General features: G+C 42.5%; 14 protein-coding genes and 1 pseudogene. 5 read left to right on the top strand and 10 right to left on the bottom strand.

The genetic code is table 11. The features are described from left to right. Positions 1–77 precede the first annotated feature (77 nt). Positions 78–3,716 (bottom strand): LamG-like jellyroll fold domain-containing protein, encoded by a 3,639-nt coding sequence (locus tag MHN81_RS24990; RefSeq protein WP_239427048.1) that lies wholly within the window; start codon positions 3,714–3,716, stop codon positions 78–80. A gap of 337 nt (positions 3,717–4,053) precedes the next feature. Here MHN81_RS24990 and MHN81_RS24985 point away from each other — a divergent pair, with 337 nt between their 5' ends. Continuing rightward, on the top strand, positions 4,054–4,926 hold the full coding sequence (locus tag MHN81_RS24985) for a DUF417 family protein (RefSeq protein ID WP_023400280.1): 873 nt from the start codon (positions 4,054–4,056) through the stop codon (positions 4,924–4,926). Here MHN81_RS24985 and MHN81_RS24980 read toward each other — a convergent pair. Beyond that, positions 4,889–6,502 (bottom strand): diguanylate cyclase, encoded by a 1,614-nt coding sequence (locus tag MHN81_RS24980; protein WP_239427047.1) that lies wholly within the window; start codon positions 6,500–6,502, stop codon positions 4,889–4,891. The two genes, MHN81_RS24985 and MHN81_RS24980, sit on opposite strands and share 38 nt — an antisense overlap. Before the next feature lie 223 nt (positions 6,503–6,725). On the opposite strand from MHN81_RS24980, the gene MHN81_RS24975 reads away from it, so the two are divergent. Both MHN81_RS24975 and MHN81_RS24970 read left to right on the top strand, forming a co-directional pair. Further along, complete coding sequence (locus MHN81_RS24975) at positions 6,726–8,123, top strand: DEAD/DEAH box helicase (protein ID WP_239427046.1); 1,398 nt, start codon at positions 6,726–6,728, stop codon at positions 8,121–8,123. 230 nt (positions 8,124–8,353) lie between these two features. Next, a pseudogene (locus MHN81_RS24970) lies at positions 8,354–8,521 on the top strand (transposase); the annotation flags it as partial. A gap of 1,410 nt (positions 8,522–9,931) precedes the next feature. Here MHN81_RS24970 and MHN81_RS24965 read toward each other — a convergent pair. From MHN81_RS24965 to MHN81_RS24935, 7 genes are all read right to left on the bottom strand, one after another. After that, entirely contained in the window at positions 9,932–10,069 is a 138-nt protein-coding gene (locus tag MHN81_RS24965) for a hypothetical protein (RefSeq protein ID WP_023400571.1), read from the bottom strand. Between the two features lie 51 nt (positions 10,070–10,120). Further along, complete coding sequence (locus MHN81_RS24960; RefSeq protein ID WP_155250788.1) at positions 10,121–12,217, bottom strand: winged helix-turn-helix domain-containing protein; 2,097 nt, start codon at positions 12,215–12,217, stop codon at positions 10,121–10,123. A 451-nt stretch (positions 12,218–12,668) separates the two neighbouring features. After that, positions 12,669–13,511, bottom strand: a complete 843-nt coding sequence (locus tag MHN81_RS24955; RefSeq protein ID WP_023400573.1) for an alpha/beta hydrolase-fold protein — start codon at positions 13,509–13,511, stop codon at positions 12,669–12,671. Then, positions 13,511–14,830, bottom strand: coding sequence for a peptidoglycan DD-metalloendopeptidase family protein (locus MHN81_RS24950; protein WP_239427045.1), 1,320 nt, complete (start codon positions 14,828–14,830; stop codon positions 13,511–13,513). The genes MHN81_RS24955 and MHN81_RS24950 overlap by 1 nt, the downstream gene beginning before the upstream one ends. Positions 14,831–14,853: 23 nt before the next feature. After that, positions 14,854–16,197, bottom strand: a complete 1,344-nt coding sequence (locus MHN81_RS24945) for a M23/M56 family metallopeptidase (protein WP_239427044.1) — start codon at positions 16,195–16,197, stop codon at positions 14,854–14,856. Between the two features lie 11 nt (positions 16,198–16,208). Continuing rightward, positions 16,209–16,586 carry a crosslink repair DNA glycosylase YcaQ family protein gene (locus MHN81_RS24940; RefSeq protein WP_023400576.1) on the bottom strand — a complete coding sequence of 126 codons (378 nt, stop codon included), beginning with the start codon at positions 16,584–16,586 and terminating at the stop codon, positions 16,209–16,211. A 99-nt stretch (positions 16,587–16,685) separates the two neighbouring features. Beyond that, positions 16,686–17,543: a LytTR family DNA-binding domain-containing protein gene (locus MHN81_RS24935; RefSeq protein ID WP_023400577.1), complete on the bottom strand. Its 858-nt coding sequence runs from the start codon at positions 17,541–17,543 to the stop codon at positions 16,686–16,688. A 144-nt stretch (positions 17,544–17,687) separates the two neighbouring features. Here MHN81_RS24935 and MHN81_RS24930 point away from each other — a divergent pair, with 144 nt between their 5' ends. Together MHN81_RS24930 and MHN81_RS24925 are read left to right on the top strand one after the other, a co-directional pair. Next, the gene (locus tag MHN81_RS24930) at positions 17,688–18,098 is read left to right on the top strand and encodes a DUF2141 domain-containing protein (protein ID WP_023400578.1); all 411 of its coding nucleotides are present in this window, start codon (positions 17,688–17,690) and stop codon (positions 18,096–18,098) included. Between the two features lie 10 nt (positions 18,099–18,108). After that, positions 18,109–19,632: a carotenoid oxygenase family protein gene (locus MHN81_RS24925; protein WP_239427043.1), complete on the top strand. Its 1,524-nt coding sequence runs from the start codon at positions 18,109–18,111 to the stop codon at positions 19,630–19,632. 115 nt (positions 19,633–19,747) lie between these two features. Here the strand turns inward: MHN81_RS24925 and MHN81_RS24920 are convergent, their stop codons facing one another. Next, on the bottom strand, positions 19,748–19,954 hold the full coding sequence (locus MHN81_RS24920) for a hypothetical protein (protein WP_023400580.1): 207 nt from the start codon (positions 19,952–19,954) through the stop codon (positions 19,748–19,750). Positions 19,955–20,332 lie beyond the last annotated feature (378 nt).

Genomic DNA, 20,332 nt, shown 5'->3' with positions numbered 1-20,332 from the left:
CTTCCGTTTTCGCTTGGGTATGATCAAAAAAACGCGGCAAGCGCCGCGTTCTATCAGATTATATTGCCTTTATTTGTTTAGCAAAAGATATGACAAATGAAATGTTTGGCACCATTGTAAGCATCTTTGGCTGTATCTTCAGCCTTATCTTTGGCGCTATCAAATGCCGTTCCAGCAAAGTCTCCTGCCTTCGCGCCATAGTTATTGACGGCGTCATCAACGCTGATAATGCCGCTAAATACGGCTTGCTGCGCGGAGACACCATACTGCCCCATCGCTTGATCAAGTGGCAACATATTGGTCTGTACAAACCGAATAGCTGGCACGTAATACTGCGTAACTGCTTGGTCCACGGTAAGCATATTGGAGTTAACTGCTTCTAGCCCTCCAATGACACCATTGCCAACTAAGTCAGCCGTATCTGCCACCGAGTTGGTATCAATGACCACATTGACATCCACATCAAGGCCAATCAATACCGCAAGTTCACCTGACACACCCACGGTTAATTCACCGTCTTCATATCCCGCAGTTGCTCCTGCGTTGATCCCAACACCAAGGCCAGCTTCTACACCCCCTTCAGCATTACCACCAACGCCAGCTAAAGAGCCGCTTGCATACCCAGAAGCGGTGGCCATTATCCCAGCTTCCGCACCAGCAGAGCCAGAAATACCATAACACCCATCGCCGTAGCAAAGCTGGCTATCGCCCTCGACATTTGCATAAGCCGTCAATGCCGCAGTCCCTTCAGTCGTCGCACTTGTGCCCGGCACAAAATCCACTTCGACTTCTAGCGTACTTGTGGCTGATACTGTTGCCTGCGTGCCCAATTTAACATGTTGAGAGATCTGGGTTTTATCAATCGTTAATTGCGCTTCAATTTCTGCATCAACCGTAACTTCTGCGCTGTACTCTTGCGACGCTGAACCCACTCCGTCGACTTCAACAGAGCCACCAGCTGTCGCAACCGCGCCAGCACCAATATAGCTTCTTGCTTCTGCATTTACACCATCGGGCCCCACTGAAAACGACAGCTCAGCATCCGCTTCAGCATACGCTTTTGCATTTGCATAACCATTAATACGCGCACCACCAATCAACTCCTTACTCACAGAGGTTTCAGCAGTCACCCCCACTTTCAGTTCAACCGCTTTGTCCACCTCAACAGTTGGAAAATCAATTGAAAAAGCACCAGATTGGATTTCATCACCAATTAATGCAAATACTCCGTTACCCATAGCAACTGAGTTATTCACCACGGCACCAGCGGGCACTCCCGCTATCATTACAATGTTACCGGGGCTAGTATTGACAGACGCTGGCAACTGGTAAGTCTTATAATAGTCAGCGATGGCCACTACGTTGTCGGTAAAACGAATGTAGTCTACATCGGTCATCAATAAGCGTGTTACACGAGTAGAGTCATAACGGTACGTCAACACCAGTGAGTTACCTACTCTCTCAACTGTATAGTTATTTCTGCTGTCGGCTACTTGGAAGACAGTCCCGCCACTAACGCTGCGCTCTAACTCAGCGTCATCAATAAAAACCTTTTGCTGTGTCGATATTGGGTTGCCGTCATAGCGTGTATTTAGCTCAACATTGACATAAAAATCATGATGGGCTTTCGTCACATCTAACTTTAGACCTGTAGCATCATCCGCACTCAGATCTATGCTGCCCCCCTGAATTAAATACTGATTATTTTTATCCAGTAAAACCACATCGTGAGGTAGTCCAGAAATGGTCACAGTCGCATCTTTGCGTACTTTTGGATTGACGATCACATTTAATGGAACGGCCTTTCCAACACCAAAGCTACTTTTGATATCACGGTATTTTCCTTGCACTAAATACCAAGGTTGATCTGCACTCCCCCTCACATAGCGGTCATTTTTTTCGGTAACAACCCATACCCGACCATCGTTATCAACGGCTATTTCTTTCGCTTTGGCACTTAATTCATATTCACCACCATAACTGGGAATATAGTTCGGATCATTCACTGGTACGGCTTTACTCGTGTCACCAAATACATCGGTTGTGGGATCAAAAGGTGCGTTGTCATCAAATGATTTTACTTTCTTAGGATCAATCGCATCCGAAGGCGTAAAGTACCATGGAGCTGAGATACCAAAACGATTTTTTACGTATCCAGCGGCATCAATACCCCAAACCTGGCCATCTGCGCCAACAGCCAGTTTTTTCATAAAGCCATCTTGCGTCAACCAGTCCCCGGATGATTTTTTACCATGTAACTTAATTTCACCTTTAAGGCCATTTCTTACATAGACTTCTCCATTTTGATTGGTTGCCGCAGCCCAAACATAACCATTAGGCTGTACTGCTAACTGCGGGAAAAAGCCATCAACTTGTTGCCATGGCGAATCAAAACGGTCTCGAAAGTATACTCTTCCATCATCCGTACCCGCCCAAACACCTCCGTCTTTATCACTGCCAATGCTGACAAACCGCATCCCTTGATCAACGTCTGTATCTACTTTCCATTCGGTATTTTTGGCACGACTATAAACGACGCCGCGTTTGTTAATACCCCAGTAGATATCACTATGATGCGTTACTTGTTCAATTGGCTCGCCAAAGTCGATACTGCCACTTTTGGCAAACAGTAAGTCATCGTCTTTTGGCGGCACAATGTAAACAAAATTATGCTGCTGAACAGGTTTCACGGCATAGGGTTTTATGCTGCCTGCGTGAACTTCCACCTGGAGTGAGAATTTACCGAAAAAACCTTGTGGAATGTTGAGTAACAGTGCCCCATTTTTCAATGCATTTAAATCGACTACCTGCATATAGGTGCCATTTTTATTTTTCTTAGGTAGCAAAGCATTGCCTTTAATACTCACCCCTTTTGGCAACCCAGATACCGTGACTGCACGATAATCTTGTGGCACGCTTAGCTGTGGTACGGTAAACGGGTAGTCTGCTGACGTAGTGCGAGCTGTGCCAGCTTGCGCACCATGCAGGTGTAGGTAATCTCCGCCCGTTGCATGATCTCGCACACTACCGCCCATCATATCGCTCATATTTAACGGATAATTGGCGATCAACCCCGCAGTGCCAGCCTCAAATACGGCGCGGTTATTTGCGATAATTTGCTTTTGACTACGCACAACATTCCACACCCTAAAGTCATGTATCGCACCTTTAAATAACGCATCTCCATTCCAAGCGCTGCGTCCGATATAACGATGCCGACGACTTTGAGAGCTCGGCACATTCATATTGTTGTTGGTGGCGACCAGCTCCCCATTAATGTATAAATTGGCTGTTTTTGTCTCACGCTCAAAGGTTGCCGCTAGATGCGTCCAATGGCCAATTGATATTGCCTTAGGTGAATCAACAACTGTTTCATGGCCATCGCGATAAATACTAAAACGAGGTTTGCCTGTTTTAGCGATAGACGTCGCAAAAATTATATTGTCGCTACCAGTTTGATTGAAAAAGTCCAGTAATCGCGAAAAATGCGTTACTTTGTCGACCTTTACCCAAGCTTCAATCGTAAAACTGCCGCCAAAGTCGACATTTTTGTCACTTACCAGTTCCGCATAGTCATCTTGCCCATCGAAAACAACGGATGACGCTACGTCGCGCTCTAGCACACGATACTCGTCAGCTGCAATCGTTTGCGAAAATATGCCAAACAAGACAACAACCGCATATTGAGTGAATCGCCCAATACAGTGTTTTAACATTATCAATTACCCTTTCTTTATTAATGCGCTTTAATCACATGAATTGATTAGCACATTCGAGATATGCAATACCTAATAACCAAAATATCAAGAATGAAATATTCCGAAGGCTGGGAGGTTATCATGTTAATCAACATAAAGTGGTGCGAAGAGCGCATAAAAACCAGACTAAAGGAGTGGTTTTTAAATGAATCATTTGATTTAGCGAGCTTTTTCACCTTTAAAAAAGTTATGGTTAAAGTATCTGGTGAACTCTCAACTCTGTTTTTCAAAAAATATTGAAATATATATGTATGGCATGCGGTCTTTAAGTCTAATCAATTTTCCTGGAGTTCGTATGCAACATAAAATGATTCTTAATATAGTCACTGGATTAACCGCATTCAGCCTGTTTGTTTTTGGACTGTCTATGATGCTCGGTGGGAATGACCGCTATGTGCACGCTCTACTGCAATTCTACACCCTAGATCTTGCGATTTCCGATATGCTGTCTGCGCAACTGTTAGGTGGCATTATTGTTATCACCAGTGCTTTGGTCGTTCTACAGCAACCGATGTTCAAAAAAGCGGCACTGATAAGCATTGTAGTTATTGCGATTGCCTTTTTAGTCACTCTTTTTGGTGAAGCGAGATGGATCCAAGCACATGGTGGATTCCCAGTGATCGGCTCAGGGCAAGGGATCATTAAATACTTTGCTTTGTTACCTATCGTGGCTTACTTATTCTGCCGTGAGAGATTCAGTGCAGCTCAACACATCTGGCTTAATTTCTTTCCTGTTGCATTAGTTTTACTGTGGATCGGCGGCATGAAGTTTATGGAACTAGAAGCCAAAGGTATTGAGCCACTGGTCAGTAACTCTCCATTTATGTCGTGGATGTATCAACTTTTTTCGATACAAATGGCCTCTAACTTAATCGGTATTTATGACATACTCTTTGTCGTGTTACTTATGACGGCCATCATTTTACGCCACACCTTGCTCTTAAAAATAGCGGTACTTGGCTGTGGTGCGGTGTTCTTGATGACACAAACCTTCTTGTTTACCACACCTGGTGCATTAAGCGCGACAACGATACTCACTGGTACTGGACAGTTCGTTATAAAAGATATTTGGTTCATTTGTAATCTATTAATATTAAGCTTTTTGGTGTTATCTCAGTCAAATAAACCCTCTATTCAACCGCACTCATTGACACCTGCGGTGGACTAGGCTTAACAAGGTTAATCACTTTAGCGCAATTACGGCCTGTTTCTTTGGCCGTATACATTGCCCTATCAGCGTGATTTAGCAATACTTCTTCACTTTCTCCATTGCTAGGGCGCATAACACATGCGCCAACACTCACAGAGACATATTTAAACACTGATGAACCTTGATGGCGTAACTTAAGCGCCTGAACCGCCGCTAGGCACTTGTCGCAAAAAGCATCTACTTTTTCCGTATCAGGCAAAATAAACACAAACTCTTCACCTCCTACACGGGCGAATACATCACAAGGTCGCTGTGCGAGTTCGTTCAGTGCTTGCGCCACACTACGTAAGCATTCATCTCCCATCACGTGACCATAGTGGTCGTTGTATTCTTTAAAGTAATCAATATCGATCACCAACAAGCTAATTGGGCTGGCAATACGCGCGGCTCGGCGCCATTCTTTCTGTAGCTGCAAGTCAAAATAGCGGCGATTGGACACCTGTGTTAGGCCATCAATTTGCGTCAATACCTGCAATTGAGCATTGGCTTTGTCTAGTTCATACGTTTTAACTCTCACAGCACGCTGAATAGCAAGCTGTCTTCGATATAACAAACGTACATACAGGAAAGTCAATGCCGTCAAGAAAAAACCAATTACGATTATGATATACGGCAGCGCAGAGGTTCTATTCTGGATAAATTGAGTCGAAGGCACTGCGCTGATAGCCCAGTCTCGACCCCACACTTGCAACCACACAGTGTTTGGTGCAAGCTGCGTTTGCATTGGACCATGGCGATGAAGTATTTTTGGCGCTTTGGCTTTTGTCACATCCTCCAGTACAAACTCTATATCACCTTCGCTTTTACCCAATTTCGAGTTTGCAATCAGTGTCTGTATTTTAAATACACCGACCACAAACCCCAAAATATGCGCGCGTTTTTCCAATACCGTGACTGGCTGGTTTAGATATACAGGCCGCATAGCCAAAAAAGCACTATGCCCTTTGGGGTCTTGCACTAACTTAATCCCCGACGTTGCCAAAGGTAGAGCTAAGTCTCTTGACGCTTCAATTATCGTTTGTCGACGACTATCAGACAGCAGGTCAAAGCCAAGTGCAATTTCATTGCCATACAGCGGCTCAACAAATTGTACAGGGTAATACTCGGCCCGCTGTAGTGCACGTTGCATCACTCCTGATTGCTCGCGCTCGGTCACCGAAAAGTGAGAGTAATGACTTAACCCTTGCTGTTCAAATGCGGCGCGATCTTGGTGCAATACGCGTGGTGCCCACTCTAAAGCTTGGATACCTGGGTGATTGATAAGTAAACCAGCAGATACTTGTCTGAATAACGATTTACTCACCTGTGGTTGAGTCTCAAATAAAATTGCCAGGCTATGTAAGGTCGCTAACCGACTCAACACACTTTGTTTGAATGAATCGACGCGCAATAAATATTCTTTATTAAACTCTTGGGAAATGAGCCGTTGTTGTTCAGCATAGAGCATAAAGCCCAATACCCCGGTAAAACCAAAGCCAAACAAAACAACTAACCCTTGAAGTAGTTTAGCGGAGTGACGGTGTGTTAAATCCATACTTATTCCCTCTCATCCTTGCCACATGAAAGTATAGATAAAAGTCGCAAATCCGCTGCATTCTAGTAAGAAAAGAATGTGCCAGCTTAATTTTCCCAGCCAATAATTCATTCGGCAGAAAACCACAACTCTGCTATGATCGCTCTCTCATGGTGTCACTATCGCCTCAAACTAGTCAAAGCAAAGGTCGAGCAGTATCCCGACCAAAAAGAAGAGAACTTGCATGAATTTTTCCCAACTTGGGCTATCTCAAGTATTGCTAAATACACTCCAATCGAAAGGTTACCAATCACCAACCCCTATTCAGCAGCAAGCAATTCCAGCAGTTCTTGCGGGGAAAGATGTCATGGCTGCAGCACAGACGGGGACTGGTAAAACCGCTGCATTCACCTTACCGCTTATCGAGCAGCTACTTGAGGCGCAACAACCCCATGCAAACCAAGCACGTATTCTGGTATTGGCACCAACTCGAGAGCTTGCGATACAAATTGCAGAAAATGTAGAAACGTATAGCGCTGGAACCCGAATTCGCAGCACTGTTGTCTACGGTGGTGTAAAAATAAACCCGCAAATGATGCGCCTTAGAAAAGGGGTTGATATTTTAATTGCCACTCCGGGTAGACTCCTTGATCTGTACCAGCAAAATGCAGTCAAATTTACAGAATTAAGCGCTTTGGTACTCGATGAAGCCGATCGCATGCTGGATATGGGCTTTATTCACGATTTGAAAAAAATCATTAGCCTGTTACCTAAAAAACGTCAAAATTTACTTTTCTCTGCAACTTTCTCAGAACCAATTAGAGCACTCGCGAAAGGACTTTTTTCTGCCCCTGTCGAAATCTCTGTCGCGGCTGAAAATACTGCCGCGAAGAGTGTTAATCAAAGTGCCTATGCGTTAGATAAGTCTCAAAAAAATAAACTTCTTAGTCATTTCATTTTGAATAAGCAATGGCGACAAGTGTTGGTTTTTTGTCGAACAAAACATGGTGCAAACCGATTGGTCACGTACCTTGAGAAAAACCATATCAGCGCGGCAGCGATACATGGGAATAAATCACAAGGAGCCAGGGTTAAAGCGCTAAACGGTTTCAAAAGCGGCGAAGTCAATGTCCTAGTTGCCACCGATATTGTCGCGCGAGGATTAGACATCAGTGAACTTCCTTATGTTGTGAATTATGACTTACCGAATACCTATGAGGACTATGTACACAGAATTGGACGCACAGGTCGTGCAGGCAGTGAAGGAGTTGCGGTTTCTTTTGTGACATTAGCTGATGCTGATGATTTGTACGGAATTGAGCGTTTCATTGGGGCGTTGATACCGCGAGCTGAAGAACCTGGATTTACACCACAAAACCCGGTCCCAGAAAAGGCGCTAGATACACGCCCAATCAAACCTAAAAAGCCTAAGAAGCCGAAAAAAAAGCAGCAACCACAAGCTGAAACGGTGCAGGATACAGCAACCAATAAAGACCCCAAAAAAGGTCAAAAGCCACAAAGACAACAACGTGCTACAAAAACGCATGAAAACCGCAGTGGCAAGCCTGCATCTAGGCCCAATAAAAAACGACATTCAGCGCACAATAAGCCAAAAAGTGGTGGCCACACTAAACCTAGTTAATCACGCTCATCGTTTACTGTGAAGCGCAAGTCAAATTGACACTTCACAGTAAACCCTATTTTGCCTTATGAGGGCCTGAGTCGTAATTTACGCATGGCTACTAAGCCTACATACCACGTTTTTACCACCAGCAAAACAGCTGTAAAATTAATCAGCTTGAGTGTAACTCCCCCATTAACTGAAACAGTTCATAAGTAGAACTTCTATCGATATAAGAAGGTACTTTTACGGTGTGAAAAAGTAAGTTCACTGAAACACAGATCGTGGGCATGATCAAAGAAGCTGAATCAGGAGTGCCTGTACTGGAAATATGTCGTAATCATGGGGTTGATCAAAGTACACTTTATAAGTGACGTTCTAAATATGGTGGGATGGAAGCCTCTGATGTAAAACGTTTATAAGAGCTTGAAGATGAAAACCGAAAGCTAAAAGATATGTTTAAGATCAGTGTGGTATTTGCTTATGGTGCAGCTGGTTTGAGTCGTAGAATGGGCTATCTTGAGGCAGCATAGTTCTACTAATGAGCTGTACTAAAACTGGGGCAGTTACATATAGCGCTATTACTTTGTTTACTTTACTAATATTTATTACAAACGGTAACAGAAAGGTGGTTATGAAATCAGCTAGTAAAAAGAATAAAAGCCAGTACTGCACTCCTTGCAGTTATTTGGCAATCCCTCTTGATAAGGAATAACACAAACTCGGCAGCCTTCCTTGAATTAGCAAACATTCCCAGATTCAACTCTCAGTAACACCCTGTTTAGGAATAACTGTCTTTCTCACATACTTGTGAGAAGGGAAATAAACTTTTCTCGTTTTAAGCTGGCTTTTTCTTTTATTTCTACTCGCTTTCGAGGCTTTTGCCTTTTAGCTAAACTACAACATATTAGGCCTTAAGGTATCTTAACGACCTTACAGCATCCTAGCTGATTCTCTTCAGCATCCTGGCTGATTCTCTTCAGCGTCCTGGCTGATTCACTTCAGCATCCTGGCTGACTCACTTCAGCATCCTGGCTGACTCACTTCAGCATCCTGGCTGACTCACTTCAGCATCCTGGCTGACTCACTTCAGCGTCCTGGCTGATTCACTTCAGCGTCCTGGCTGATTCTCTTCAGCATCCTGGCTGATTCTCTTCAGCATCCTGGCTGATTCTCTTCAGCGTCCTGGCTGATTCTCTTCAGCGTCCTGGCTGATTCTCTTCAGCGTCCTGGCTGATTCTCTTCAGCGTCCTGGCTGATTCACTTCAGCATCCTGGCTGATTCACTTCAGCGTCCTGGCTGATTCACTTCAGCATCCTGGATGATTCACTTCAGCATCCTGGCTGATTCACTTCAGCGTCCTGGCTGATTCACTTCAGCGTCCTGGCTGATTCACTTCAGCGTCCTGGCTGATTCTCTTCAGCATCCTGGCTGATTCTCTTCAGCATCCTGGCTGATTCTCTTCAGCATCCTGGCTGACCATGGCTTAAACTCTTCACTGGCTGATTACAGCTTCCTTGCTGACTTAAGAGAGTTTAGCGACTCAGCCTCCAATAAAGTTTTGCATCCTTACAAAGCATTGGAGGTGAATCACACTACCAAGTGCCCACTCCTTGCTGCGATAACCAAATTATTAAAATGTGTATCAAACACCAACAACTAAACGATTGTTTTTTTATAACTTAAATAATAAGCTTTTTTATCATGATGTTATAAATCCTATTATTATGTTTATTTCAATCGCGTAAGTGAGAATATTACTTGGTAAACCAGTTCAGAAAGAGAGGGAAGCAGTTGCTCTATAGGCCTAAAAGCATATAAAAGAATATTTACTCACCTTTTCCATAAGGATCACTGCACTCTTTTCCGATATGACAAAACTCAGGTGAAGACGAGTTCAATACGTACAGTGGGCCTAAGGTAAGCGCTGCAATAAAGGCAAGGCTCAACAGTTTATTGACGTTCATAATAGTTCTCTTCTTTAGTTAAAGTTACTTTATAGAAAAAGCATCGCAAGGTTACTCAAAATACAACTGCTGTATTGCAGAGTTGTTTATCTGAACAGATAGATACACAATGTGTTCGCCCAATTGATCTGCAGAAGTTCTTGGGTACATACTCAAAAACAAGTCCTCAATTACGGTATGCTTTTGCGTTACTAAATCCACATGGTGCACATAACTTTTTAAATAATCATAATCTGACCAGATGACAGAATTTTGTTTAACATGCCAACGAGTAATTAACTGAAGACCAATACGATGTTTCATTGCCTCTAAAACTGCTAAGCTAGAGTCTAAATGGTAAAGGTCACCATTGCCGTCAGCAGCTATAAATCCACTTTTTGAAGGTCGGATAGACATATACCCTCGTAGAAAGACATCTATCGTGGATGTGGAAATATTGAATCTTTGTATCTCCCACTCACCAGCTACTTGCACACCAAAGAAAACCTCTTCGCCATTATGACTAAATACACCATCACTACTTAAACCTGAATCAGCGGTTAAATAGTGAATATGGTTATTTTCAATAGAGAATATTGCGAGCCTATGGCCTTCTTTGACAAGTAAATACTTGTTGTTCGGTGCCGAATCTAGAAGCTCAAGCCGCTTCTTCGTTTCGTAGTGAATAGTCTGCTGCTCTGTGTTGATATTGAGGTGGGCTATATAATTGATGTTATTTTTTTTAATTCGTACCCATCTCATATTTTCATTTTCAGGGTCAAACATCATGGATGTAACTTCCGGTGCAGTATCAATGACCCGGCTTACTGCACCCGCATCAGCAAAAGAGCGTTCAATGTACAACCTATCAGCCCTAACTTGCGACTTTTTAATCGCAACCACACCACCATTATTATCAACAGCTATATCGGTGATTAAGTCGCCTTGATTTTGCAAAACAACTTGCATAGCTCCGGTATGAACATCAACAATATTTAGAGCGTCCCTATCTAGCATAAGAATTTGTTCATCATTCAACCAAACAGCACCATGAACCTGTGCACTTGTTTCACTGAGAACTCGCTCTTGTTGTGATTCAAAGTTTAATATAACAAGCTGATAACTATCCGGTTTCATCACTATAGTCATTAACTTTTTTTTGTCCGGTGAAACCGTGCCTCCCCAGATATATTGATCCGAATGACTCGGGGCAACAAGCCGAGTTTTTTGCAAAGTTTCAAGGTCAACTGCATATATCATCAATCTTGATTCAGCTTTATTAGCAAGCTGTACAATAACTTCCGATGGAACTCGCCCCGGTTGAATACCACTAATAAGGTATTGCTCATCAAACAGGGTGATCATGGCGCTTTCTGGATCGGATACAGTTAACGGTAATAACTTGAGAGAAGATGCGCCTGTTACGGTGTCGCTAAAGAGCAGAACTTTATCATTCTGTGCAAAACTCACAAATCGCGCATTGGTAGCCTTGGTAGTCAACTGCCGGACTGACCCATCTTGATTATCCAATAGGTACACTTGGCTTAGTTCATTTTCTAGGTTTCTACCAGTAAATGCCACGAAGCGTCCATCCGATGATACTGCTACAGATTTTTTTTCACCCTTGTACTCTGTCAGTAATTTCTCTCCAATAAAATCGAAACGGCTGGAGGAATGTTGAATTGCAACATATATACATGTCATTGCTACGATGACAGCGCAGGTAAACCAAATTAAATAGCGTTGCTTGTTGCTTTTTGGTTGGGTTACTCGATCTGATATTGACGCAGCCGCGTCAGGCTCTTCAATTGTGGTGGTTAACGTTTCATCGTGCGACTCATCAAGTATTGAAGACTCACAAATTAACTTATAACCTCGCTTGGCGACCGACTTTACATATTTAGGGTTATGTAAATCATCATCTCTAAGAGCTACCCGCAGTTTTTTCACTGTACCACGCACAGCGGTATCCGTTACCACACGGTCTGCCCAGACATGCTCATGCAACTCCTCTACCGTGACATAACGACCACGGCAATGATAGAGGTACAGCAGCAACTCCATGACTTTAGGTTCTACCGAGATTTCTTCGCCGTTTAAAAAGAGCAAACCTTGCTCCAAATCCACGACAAACTCCCCAAGTGAAGCTCTATTACTATCCTTTTGCAACAAACTATTCCCAACTAAAGTTTTACGCACAAGATGGACTAAAAACCAACGTCAATAATGCTAAATATGTAAATATTCATAAAAGTATCGACACATCAAGTGTACCAAGGAAATCCTTGACAATTCAACCAAAACAGTTTCTCCACAAGATGAAAATCTCTTTATAAATATATAGTTATATTCATAATCACCGGTATTACACTGCCTTAGTGGTATAAATTAGTACTTAATAAACATTCACTTAAGATATTTTTTAATGAGTGATACGCATCAAATTTCAAAAACGAGAGAACAAATTTGTATTGACACTTTTTCACAATCTATACCCATTGACGTCCAATGTGGCAAGGATTGCACTTCTTTCATATGCGAAAAAAGGAACAATAAAGGGTTTACTATAATAAAAAAGTGTCAAACTGTTCAGTTTGAGGCTACTAGATAGGATGAAGTATTATTTTCCGTATATATCGATCAGCCCTTCAGTGAGTAACAAGGCAAACACACTAAAATGCGAGGTATTAGGGATCACCTTATATTGATAGTCTAAGTTTTTGTACTGGCGTTTATCTAAGATGCCAACAAAGGTTTTCAGATCCGTCACCATCCCCCCTTCTTTGCCACCAATATAGTAGCGGACAGTAGCAGGTAAAGCCTTGTTATGCTTTGCATAACGCCGCTCCATCTCGAATATGACTTTATTGTCATACCATAGAGATGGACTGCCTAATATATATGACTCGAACAAGCTTGGCTGATGCAACATAATGTATGTACCAAGCAACCCACCATAGGAGTGACCCACAAAGGTCTTTCGTGTTTTATCCACACGGAATTGACTCGCAATCAGTGGTAGCACTTGGCTATCTATAAATTTCACGTAATTATTTGCTTGTCCGGATACTTGCTGAGCCGCTTTTGAATGGCCTTGTGTCTCTTTCGGTGCAAACGTAGGCGTGTAGTCCCGTGTCCGACTAAATAACGGGTTTGTTCCTTTAGAATATGAGATGCCGACGAGAATGACTTCTTCAATGTCCCTCCCTTCAATTAGGTGTAAAATCCCACTGGCAGTGGCAATGGAATAACTTGTATCATTGATCAATACAAGTGGATAATTGCGTTTTGACTTTTTATATCCTTTGGGTAGTCGCACATACAGCTCATAGTTTTGTTGATTGAACTCTGATGTAATTTGCAACGTCTGCGTGTTTTGAATAACAAACTGATCACTGGCACTTACTTGCGTAAAAAACGTTAATAAGATTATATTTAAAGTAAGAAAAAGCTGCTTATACATTAGCGTTGATACTCCTTGAGGATCTGATTAAAGACGAACTCTGACTGTTCATTTTGTTTTGAATAGCTGTGTTTTAATTGCGCTTCAATACGTGCAACAGTTTGAGAAAAAGCTTCCAATTTAGCTCCAGAAAGTTTGCCTGCTGAATATCGATGAGTCTTGAGCGTCAAAGGATTAATAGCATGACCATCTTTGTGCACTTCAAAGTGTAAATGGGGTGCTTGAGACAAACCTGTATTGCCCAGATAACCAATTACCTCACCCTGACTCACCTCACGTCCTGCTTTTATTCCCTTAGCAACCCCTTGCAAGTGGGCGTACAACGACTGGTATCCATTTTCATGCCTAATCACAATGCGATTTCCAAAGCTGCCGCCCCAACTGGCTTTAAGCACCTTTCCATCTCCGGCTGAAAAAATTGGCGTGCCCACTGCTGCACCAAAATCCAATCCCTTGTGGAGTCTTGAGTAACCTAATATTGGGTGTTTTCTGCGTCCAAATGTAGACGATAACCGAGCCCCGTTAAGCGGTGTTTTAAGCAAAAAGCTTTGCACAGGGCGTCCATCTGCATAGTAAAACCTATCCTGTGATTCACCATTCCCTCTATAGCGATACAAAAGATGAGGTACACCTGATACTGTCAACTTGATAAAGTTTACCTTGTCCGCTTTACTTTTTTTGGATAGTTGGTGTGTATCAATCAGCTGAGCTGACTGATAGATCACTTCAAACACATCTGTATCTTGAAGCGACCTTTGAAAATCTACTCGATGAGAAAGAACAGCAATAGCTCTTTGAATGACTTCCACCGCAACACCTGCGTCTAACGCACTGTTATATAGGCTACGACCAACATTAATTCGAATATGCTCGTCTACCAATTCAGTTTCCAGAGTGGAATCTCTTACTTGCCAATCCCCATCTTCTAAAGTTGCCGTTACGGTTGTCGCAAAACGTACACCTATGGAAAACGCGGTTAATGCGCCTTGCTCGTTAAGTGTTATTTGGATCTGTTTTCCCGCAGTCAACTTATTCAGATCCAGCCACGGCTTTAATTCACGTATCAGCGCCATAGCTTGCTGCGTATTTACGTCATAACGACGTAATACACCTATCAAGTTCTCTCCAGCAGCTAGCTTTAAGGTTTTATGTGAGTTCTTTGTTGTGTTTTTAGGCTTCTTAGCCTCATTGGCGTCAATATTAGAGTCAATTGGCGTCTTACCTACTGTTGAATGCGGCTTAGGCGCTTCAGATCCCGGTGCTGCCGTCACTACTTTTTCGCAGGTGCAAGCAACCCCTACAACTAAAGCTGCAGCCATTAATAAACCGTTTTTTATCATGATTATTCTAGTGCTAAAATTGCCAAAGGATTGATCCGTTGCTCTTGATACAACAGCTCAAAGTGAAGATGTGGCCCTGTAACACGGCCTGTCGCGCCTAACGTCCCAACTTTACCGCCTCCTTTTATCCGCGTCCCCGGCTCTACCACAATTGTATCTAGATGTGCGTACAAGCTTTGATAACCATTTTCATGCTGCACTAGTACCACATTCCCATACCGTGACGATAAGGTTGTCGCATCAGCAATAACAACAGTACCGCTGGATACAGCCATCACCGGCGCGCCAACAGGTGCAACCAAGTCAATACCTCCGTGCGCTTTTGAGTTTCGAAACTCAGAGATATGACCATAGTGCGAACTCACCCAAAATGTATCCAATGGATTGTGCCAATGGCTGGTGTTTACGTGTATCGCAGGTGCCGCTTTTAAGTTCACAAAGCCGAGTAAAGCAGTGATCAGTGAGAGTAAAATGATCAAATAAGCTGGTTTATTGGATTTCGGCTCAATAATTTCCTGTAATCTAAGTTTATAATCAGCCAAACTCAAAGCTCCGGATGAAAAATTAGCAGCACTCGCAAAAGAATGGGTGTTCACAGAGTGTTTAAGTGCAGTCACCAAGGTTGCAGCATAGTGTTTTTTATTTAGTTCAAAATGTGTCACTGTAAACTGATCACACCTTAGCTCTAAAGCATGAACAAAACACTTCTCCATACGCTTTATAAAAGGGTTAAACCAAAAAATGCACCCGAGTAAGCTCCACGCTATCAAGGCCAAATGATCTTTGCTACGTATATGGGTCACTTCGTGACAAAGTAAACTGTATTGCTGTTCGCTATCTAAGTTCGAAAAGTAGTTGGGCAATACAATTTTGCAATTAGCAATACCGAAAACAAAAGGAGAGCAATTAATTGGAAGCTGGACGCATGGCACCGAAGTAACTGATTGCTTGAAAGGCTCTGATGTACTCAGCAGCCTATTTATGTTCTGCCAGCTTGCAAATAGCGTATATAACCTGTAAACAGCCACAGCCAAATACAGTGCAATCACACCATAAAGTAAAACATCAGCCAAAAACAGTGTACTTTGTTCTGAGGTACGCGGTACTTGATGCTGTTTCTGCTCAATATAACTTCCGAACTCTAAAAGTACTTTTGGGATATGTACTAATTCAGAACTAGAACCAATAGGTAAAATAGGTAAAGCCGATAATGCCAATACGGCCCACCAGATTGTCGGAGAAGATGGATACCTGCGAGCTATCAGATTACCTACATTCAATAGTAGATAACTCGTAAATAGCCATAAAGCTAGCACCATGACAGGGCTTACTAATGTCCAATCCATGCCATTTTACCCTATTCTTTACTCTTTCCATTTAGCTCATCAAGCAGAGATTCAAGCTCATCTAACTCTTCAGCTTCAATAAGACGGCTATCCGCAAACATCGCAACAGGAAGCGGTCCATCCAACTCAAATACAGATTGAGCAAACTCTTGGGCACACGCAGCAAGTGTGGGTACTTTCTCAGCTGCCGCAGTAAATATTTTTTTGTTGCCTTGCTCTCCTACATTGAGCAACCCTTTGTCTGCCATTCGCTCAAGTGTTTTCCGAGTTGACGAGTAGCTCCAAGAAAAATCCGCTTCAATTTCATCATGAATTTCTCTAGCTGTTCTTGGTTCACGCTTCCAAAGTAATTTTAGAATTACTAGCTCTGTGTTGTTTGGCTTTAACATACTACCTCCTGTGACATATGTCGCACCTTAACACACAGCAAAGTGCGACACAAGTCGCACTTCAACACATAAGTACACTATCGATATATAAGATTGTCCCTACAGAAGGTTAAGTTGCACTTTGATATTGTGCATAAAAGTTTGCGAAACAGGCACTTCCAGCCCATTAGATAGTATCAAAACCAGTTTCCTCCCATCTTTTTTTGTGGAATCAACTGCTTCTTTGGCAACCCACCAAGAGCGATGAGTTTGAAAACCAGGAAACTCATGGAGTTGCAACAAAGCATCTTTAAACCGCATTAATAATAAGTGCTCCCCCTTATCAGTGATGACTTTTAGGTAATGATCATCCATTTGTAAACACAACAGCGAACCGCGCTTCTCGAGAGGGAGCTTATTAATGAATTCGATTGAATTACGCTCCTTCAGCTCTCCAACTTGCGCCTGTTCAGTGTCAATTTTTACTTGCTGATCAATGATCAATTGACGTTGCAATTTCACATATGTCTTAACTGCACTTGCCGCTGTAATAATCCCACCTATAAACATACTGGCAATAATTGATGAAACAACAGATCCCCAGTAGCCTGAAGACATGGAGAAAAAAGCCGAGATGATAAACGGCGCAACCAACCCCATGGCTAGACTCGCTAAAAAGGTTGAGACAATCAGGGCGATCAGTTTATGGCGTGCCCATGTCGGTAAATAAACATCAAACAATCTGTCTCCTACCTTGATTGCTGGAGCATATAGCGCATAACCGCAAAAACACATTGTCAGCCAAAAGCCGAGGGCATAAACAAAACTCACACCATCCATGCCAAACGGCTTTAAATAAGCCAAAAACATTGCAAACACAAATACAACTACGCAGTCAGAGAAAAAATCTCGGATTGACCAAGATTTAGTTAAACCATGATTTGATTGAATATTTTTTTCATTTTCACGATTCGCCAATTTGACACCTTATAAATCAGACCGTTTCACGAAGTAATTGTCACCCCTACGAAATCCAGATTGCTCGCAGGGTAACCGCATTTTATCTTGTTTATCGACAAGCGCAATTACGCGTCAGAAAATAACAACAGCAGAGGATCAAAAATGAAAGCATTACTAATGACACTTAGTCTATTAAGCACTCCAATAATGGCAAATGAGTTAGAGCTACGAATTGAAGATATCAATAGCAGTGAAGGAAAGATTTACATTGAACTGTTCAAAGGTGAGCAAAACTATAAAGAGGGCCAAAGTTACACTGCAAGTATTATTAAGGCTCAAAAAGGGCACACCACAGCCCACTTCAGCAATTTAGAAGCTGGCGAGTACGTTGTGCGTTTTTTTCACGACATCAACAATAATGCAAAGTTGGATAGTAACTTATTTGGTATTCCTACAGAAGGCGTAGGGTTTTCAAATAATGCAACCATACAATTCGGCCCACCTAGCTATCAAGAGATGGTTATCGCCATAAATTCAGGTCGCAATGTAGAAAATACCACTATCCACTATTAAGGAGCCGACGATGGAACGCCGACAATTGTTAAAAGGTATGCTAGCAGCACCATTGGCACATGCTGCAATTTCTAATCCGTGTTTAGCAAGTAACTTGTTTGCTACGGAAGACATAATGACAATTAACCAAAAACGCTTTACGGCCGCATTGGAAAAACGTCCAGAGCTTATCGGTGTGGTCGGTGTTGACTCTAATTACAGACCACAAAAGCTACTTTTGGAGGGGAAGTTACCGGATGATTTAACGGGAGCGTTTTACCGTAATGGGCCAGGCCTTCACCAAAGAGCCGGTCAGCGCTATACACACCTGTTCGAAGGTGACGGCATGGTGCATCAGTTCCAAATTGGTAACGGCGCGGTTCATCACCAAGGAAAGTTCATACGCACTGATAAGTTTGAACAAGAAGCAAAGGCAGGAAAATTTTTATACTCAGGTCCAGACAGTAAGTTGCAAAACAGCCAATCAATTGCGAACCCTGATTCGATAAACACCGCAAACACAAACGTTATACCGGTGAATGGTGAGCTTTGGGCACTTTGGGAGGCAGGCTCTGCAACAGCTCTAAATAGCCAATCTTTAGAAACGTTAGGGCGAGTCAACATTGGTAAGAATACACAGCATGAGCAAAGCCTAAAAGGGCTTCCTTTTTCTGCACACCCAAGGCTAGAAAAAGACGGGTCTATTTGGAATTTTGGCTACGCACTTAGTGGGCATATCGTATTATATCATTTAAGCCCCACAGGAACTCTTAAAAACGTCGCATTGATAAACAGTGGTTTTAAAGGTGGGATGGTACATGATTTCCTGATCACCAAAAACCATATAGTATTGGTTTTACCTTCGCTTAAACGAGACCTAAGTACAGAAGGGTTATTTTCCTCAATACAGTTTCACCAGCAGCAGCCGATGGAAGTATTAGTGATCAGTAAAAATACATTAAAGATCACAAAACGCTATGAATTAGAGCCTGGTTTTGTTTTTCACTTTGGAAATGCGTGGGAAGATCAACAAGGAAATATTCATCTTGATATGAGCCTCTACCCAGATAGTACAGTATTACATCACATGGCATCTATGATGAGAGGAGAGGTCAATATTCCCGTTTCTCCAGCACAGACAGTTATATTTTCTCTAATGTCTAACGGCAAAACAAAGTCGCATAAAATTGATGGAATTAGCGAATTTCCAAGGATTTATGGCCATTTGACAGGTAATAGAAATCGCGACTTGTTCACACTCTCTTCTGTTGAAAGCGATGTTTGGAGTGACAGTGTAAGACGCATCAACCTTGATACTGACAGCCAAGATTTATACACCTATGGGAAAGACTTTTTAGTTGAAGAGCACGTATTGGTAGATCAAAACCACAACGCAAAGGGAGGCTACCTAATTGGCACAGCATTGCATATCCCAAGTAAGCGAACTTGCTTAAACATTTTTCGAGCACAGCATGTCGCTGATGGACCCATTTGTAGAGCATGGCTGAACCATGCAATTCCATTGGGTTTTCATGGGAACTTTTTGCCAAGTTAATTTAGGCTAAGTATGATTTACAATAGGTACTAATAGCCTTAAAAACAGCTCGCTGTGGCATGTTCATATCCATGCCACAGAATCGTTAAGGCGACATAACCGTCGCCTTAAAAGTTTAATTCGGGTTATGGCAAAGCCCGTCAAACGAATAACAGTCTCGCCCAGTAACACAACCTAAATAGACAGCTGTGTCACACCCATAGCTACACATACCATAAGTCTCGAAATTTCCGCCACCTACTTCTGCCGTTTGCTTGGCCGCTAGCTCACTTGATGTCTTAGATAAATTTTTTACGCGTTTCTTATTCAATTTTATTTTCATAATTATATCCTTTAACTTATTATTGCTGCTCAAATAACAGCCTTTACATTTTTACCGTTTTTAGTGAATTTAGCAAAGAAAGTCTGCCTCTTTTCTGTAACCAAATACGATAAACCTAGCCAGCATCAAAACATAGATCCTGAAATGAGTTCAGGATGACATCGTGCAAAAGGCTACCGACAGCGAACGCAGTGAGCACGGTTTTTTTGCGCAAGGTGAAATGAGCCGTTTTGACAGTTGCTAAGGCTACCACCTCTAACACCTAGCTAATATCGAATGCATGGATCCTGAAACGAGTTCAGGATGACATCGTGCAAAAGGCTACCGACAGCGAACGCAGTATTACCTAGCTAATATCGAATACATAGATTCTAAAGC

This window comes from Pseudoalteromonas sp. Of7M-16 (assembly GCF_022347805.1).
Taxonomy (GTDB): Bacteria; Pseudomonadota; Gammaproteobacteria; order Enterobacterales; family Alteromonadaceae; genus Pseudoalteromonas; species Pseudoalteromonas luteoviolacea_F.
Note: the sequence above shows the minus strand (reverse complement) of the source record. Positions and strands in the feature narration are given on the sequence as shown.

What these genes read in the sequence shown, in the direction of transcription:
- MHN81_RS24990 (WP_239427048.1), bottom strand. Translation starts at nt 3,716, where the DNA reads ATGTTAAAACACTGTATTGGGCGATTCACTCAATATGCGGTTGTTGTC.
- MHN81_RS24985 (WP_023400280.1), top strand. Translation starts at nt 4,054, where the DNA reads ATGCAACATAAAATGATTCTTAATATAGTCACTGGATTAACCGCATTC.
- MHN81_RS24980 (WP_239427047.1), bottom strand. Translation starts at nt 6,502, where the DNA reads ATGGATTTAACACACCGTCACTCCGCTAAACTACTTCAAGGGTTAGTT.
- MHN81_RS24975 (WP_239427046.1), top strand. Translation starts at nt 6,726, where the DNA reads ATGAATTTTTCCCAACTTGGGCTATCTCAAGTATTGCTAAATACACTC.
- MHN81_RS24965 (WP_023400571.1), bottom strand. Translation starts at nt 10,069, where the DNA reads ATGAACGTCAATAAACTGTTGAGCCTTGCCTTTATTGCAGCGCTTACC.
- MHN81_RS24955 (WP_023400573.1), bottom strand. Translation starts at nt 13,511, where the DNA reads ATGTATAAGCAGCTTTTTCTTACTTTAAATATAATCTTATTAACGTTT.
- MHN81_RS24950 (WP_239427045.1), bottom strand. Translation starts at nt 14,830, where the DNA reads ATGGCTGCAGCTTTAGTTGTAGGGGTTGCTTGCACCTGCGAAAAAGTA.
- MHN81_RS24945 (WP_239427044.1), bottom strand. Translation starts at nt 16,197, where the DNA reads ATGGATTGGACATTAGTAAGCCCTGTCATGGTGCTAGCTTTATGGCTA.
- MHN81_RS24940 (WP_023400576.1), bottom strand. Translation starts at nt 16,586, where the DNA reads ATGTTAAAGCCAAACAACACAGAGCTAGTAATTCTAAAATTACTTTGG.
- MHN81_RS24930 (WP_023400578.1), top strand. Translation starts at nt 17,688, where the DNA reads ATGAAAGCATTACTAATGACACTTAGTCTATTAAGCACTCCAATAATG.
- MHN81_RS24925 (WP_239427043.1), top strand. Translation starts at nt 18,109, where the DNA reads ATGGAACGCCGACAATTGTTAAAAGGTATGCTAGCAGCACCATTGGCA.
- MHN81_RS24920 (WP_023400580.1), bottom strand. Translation starts at nt 19,954, where the DNA reads ATGAAAATAAAATTGAATAAGAAACGCGTAAAAAATTTATCTAAGACA.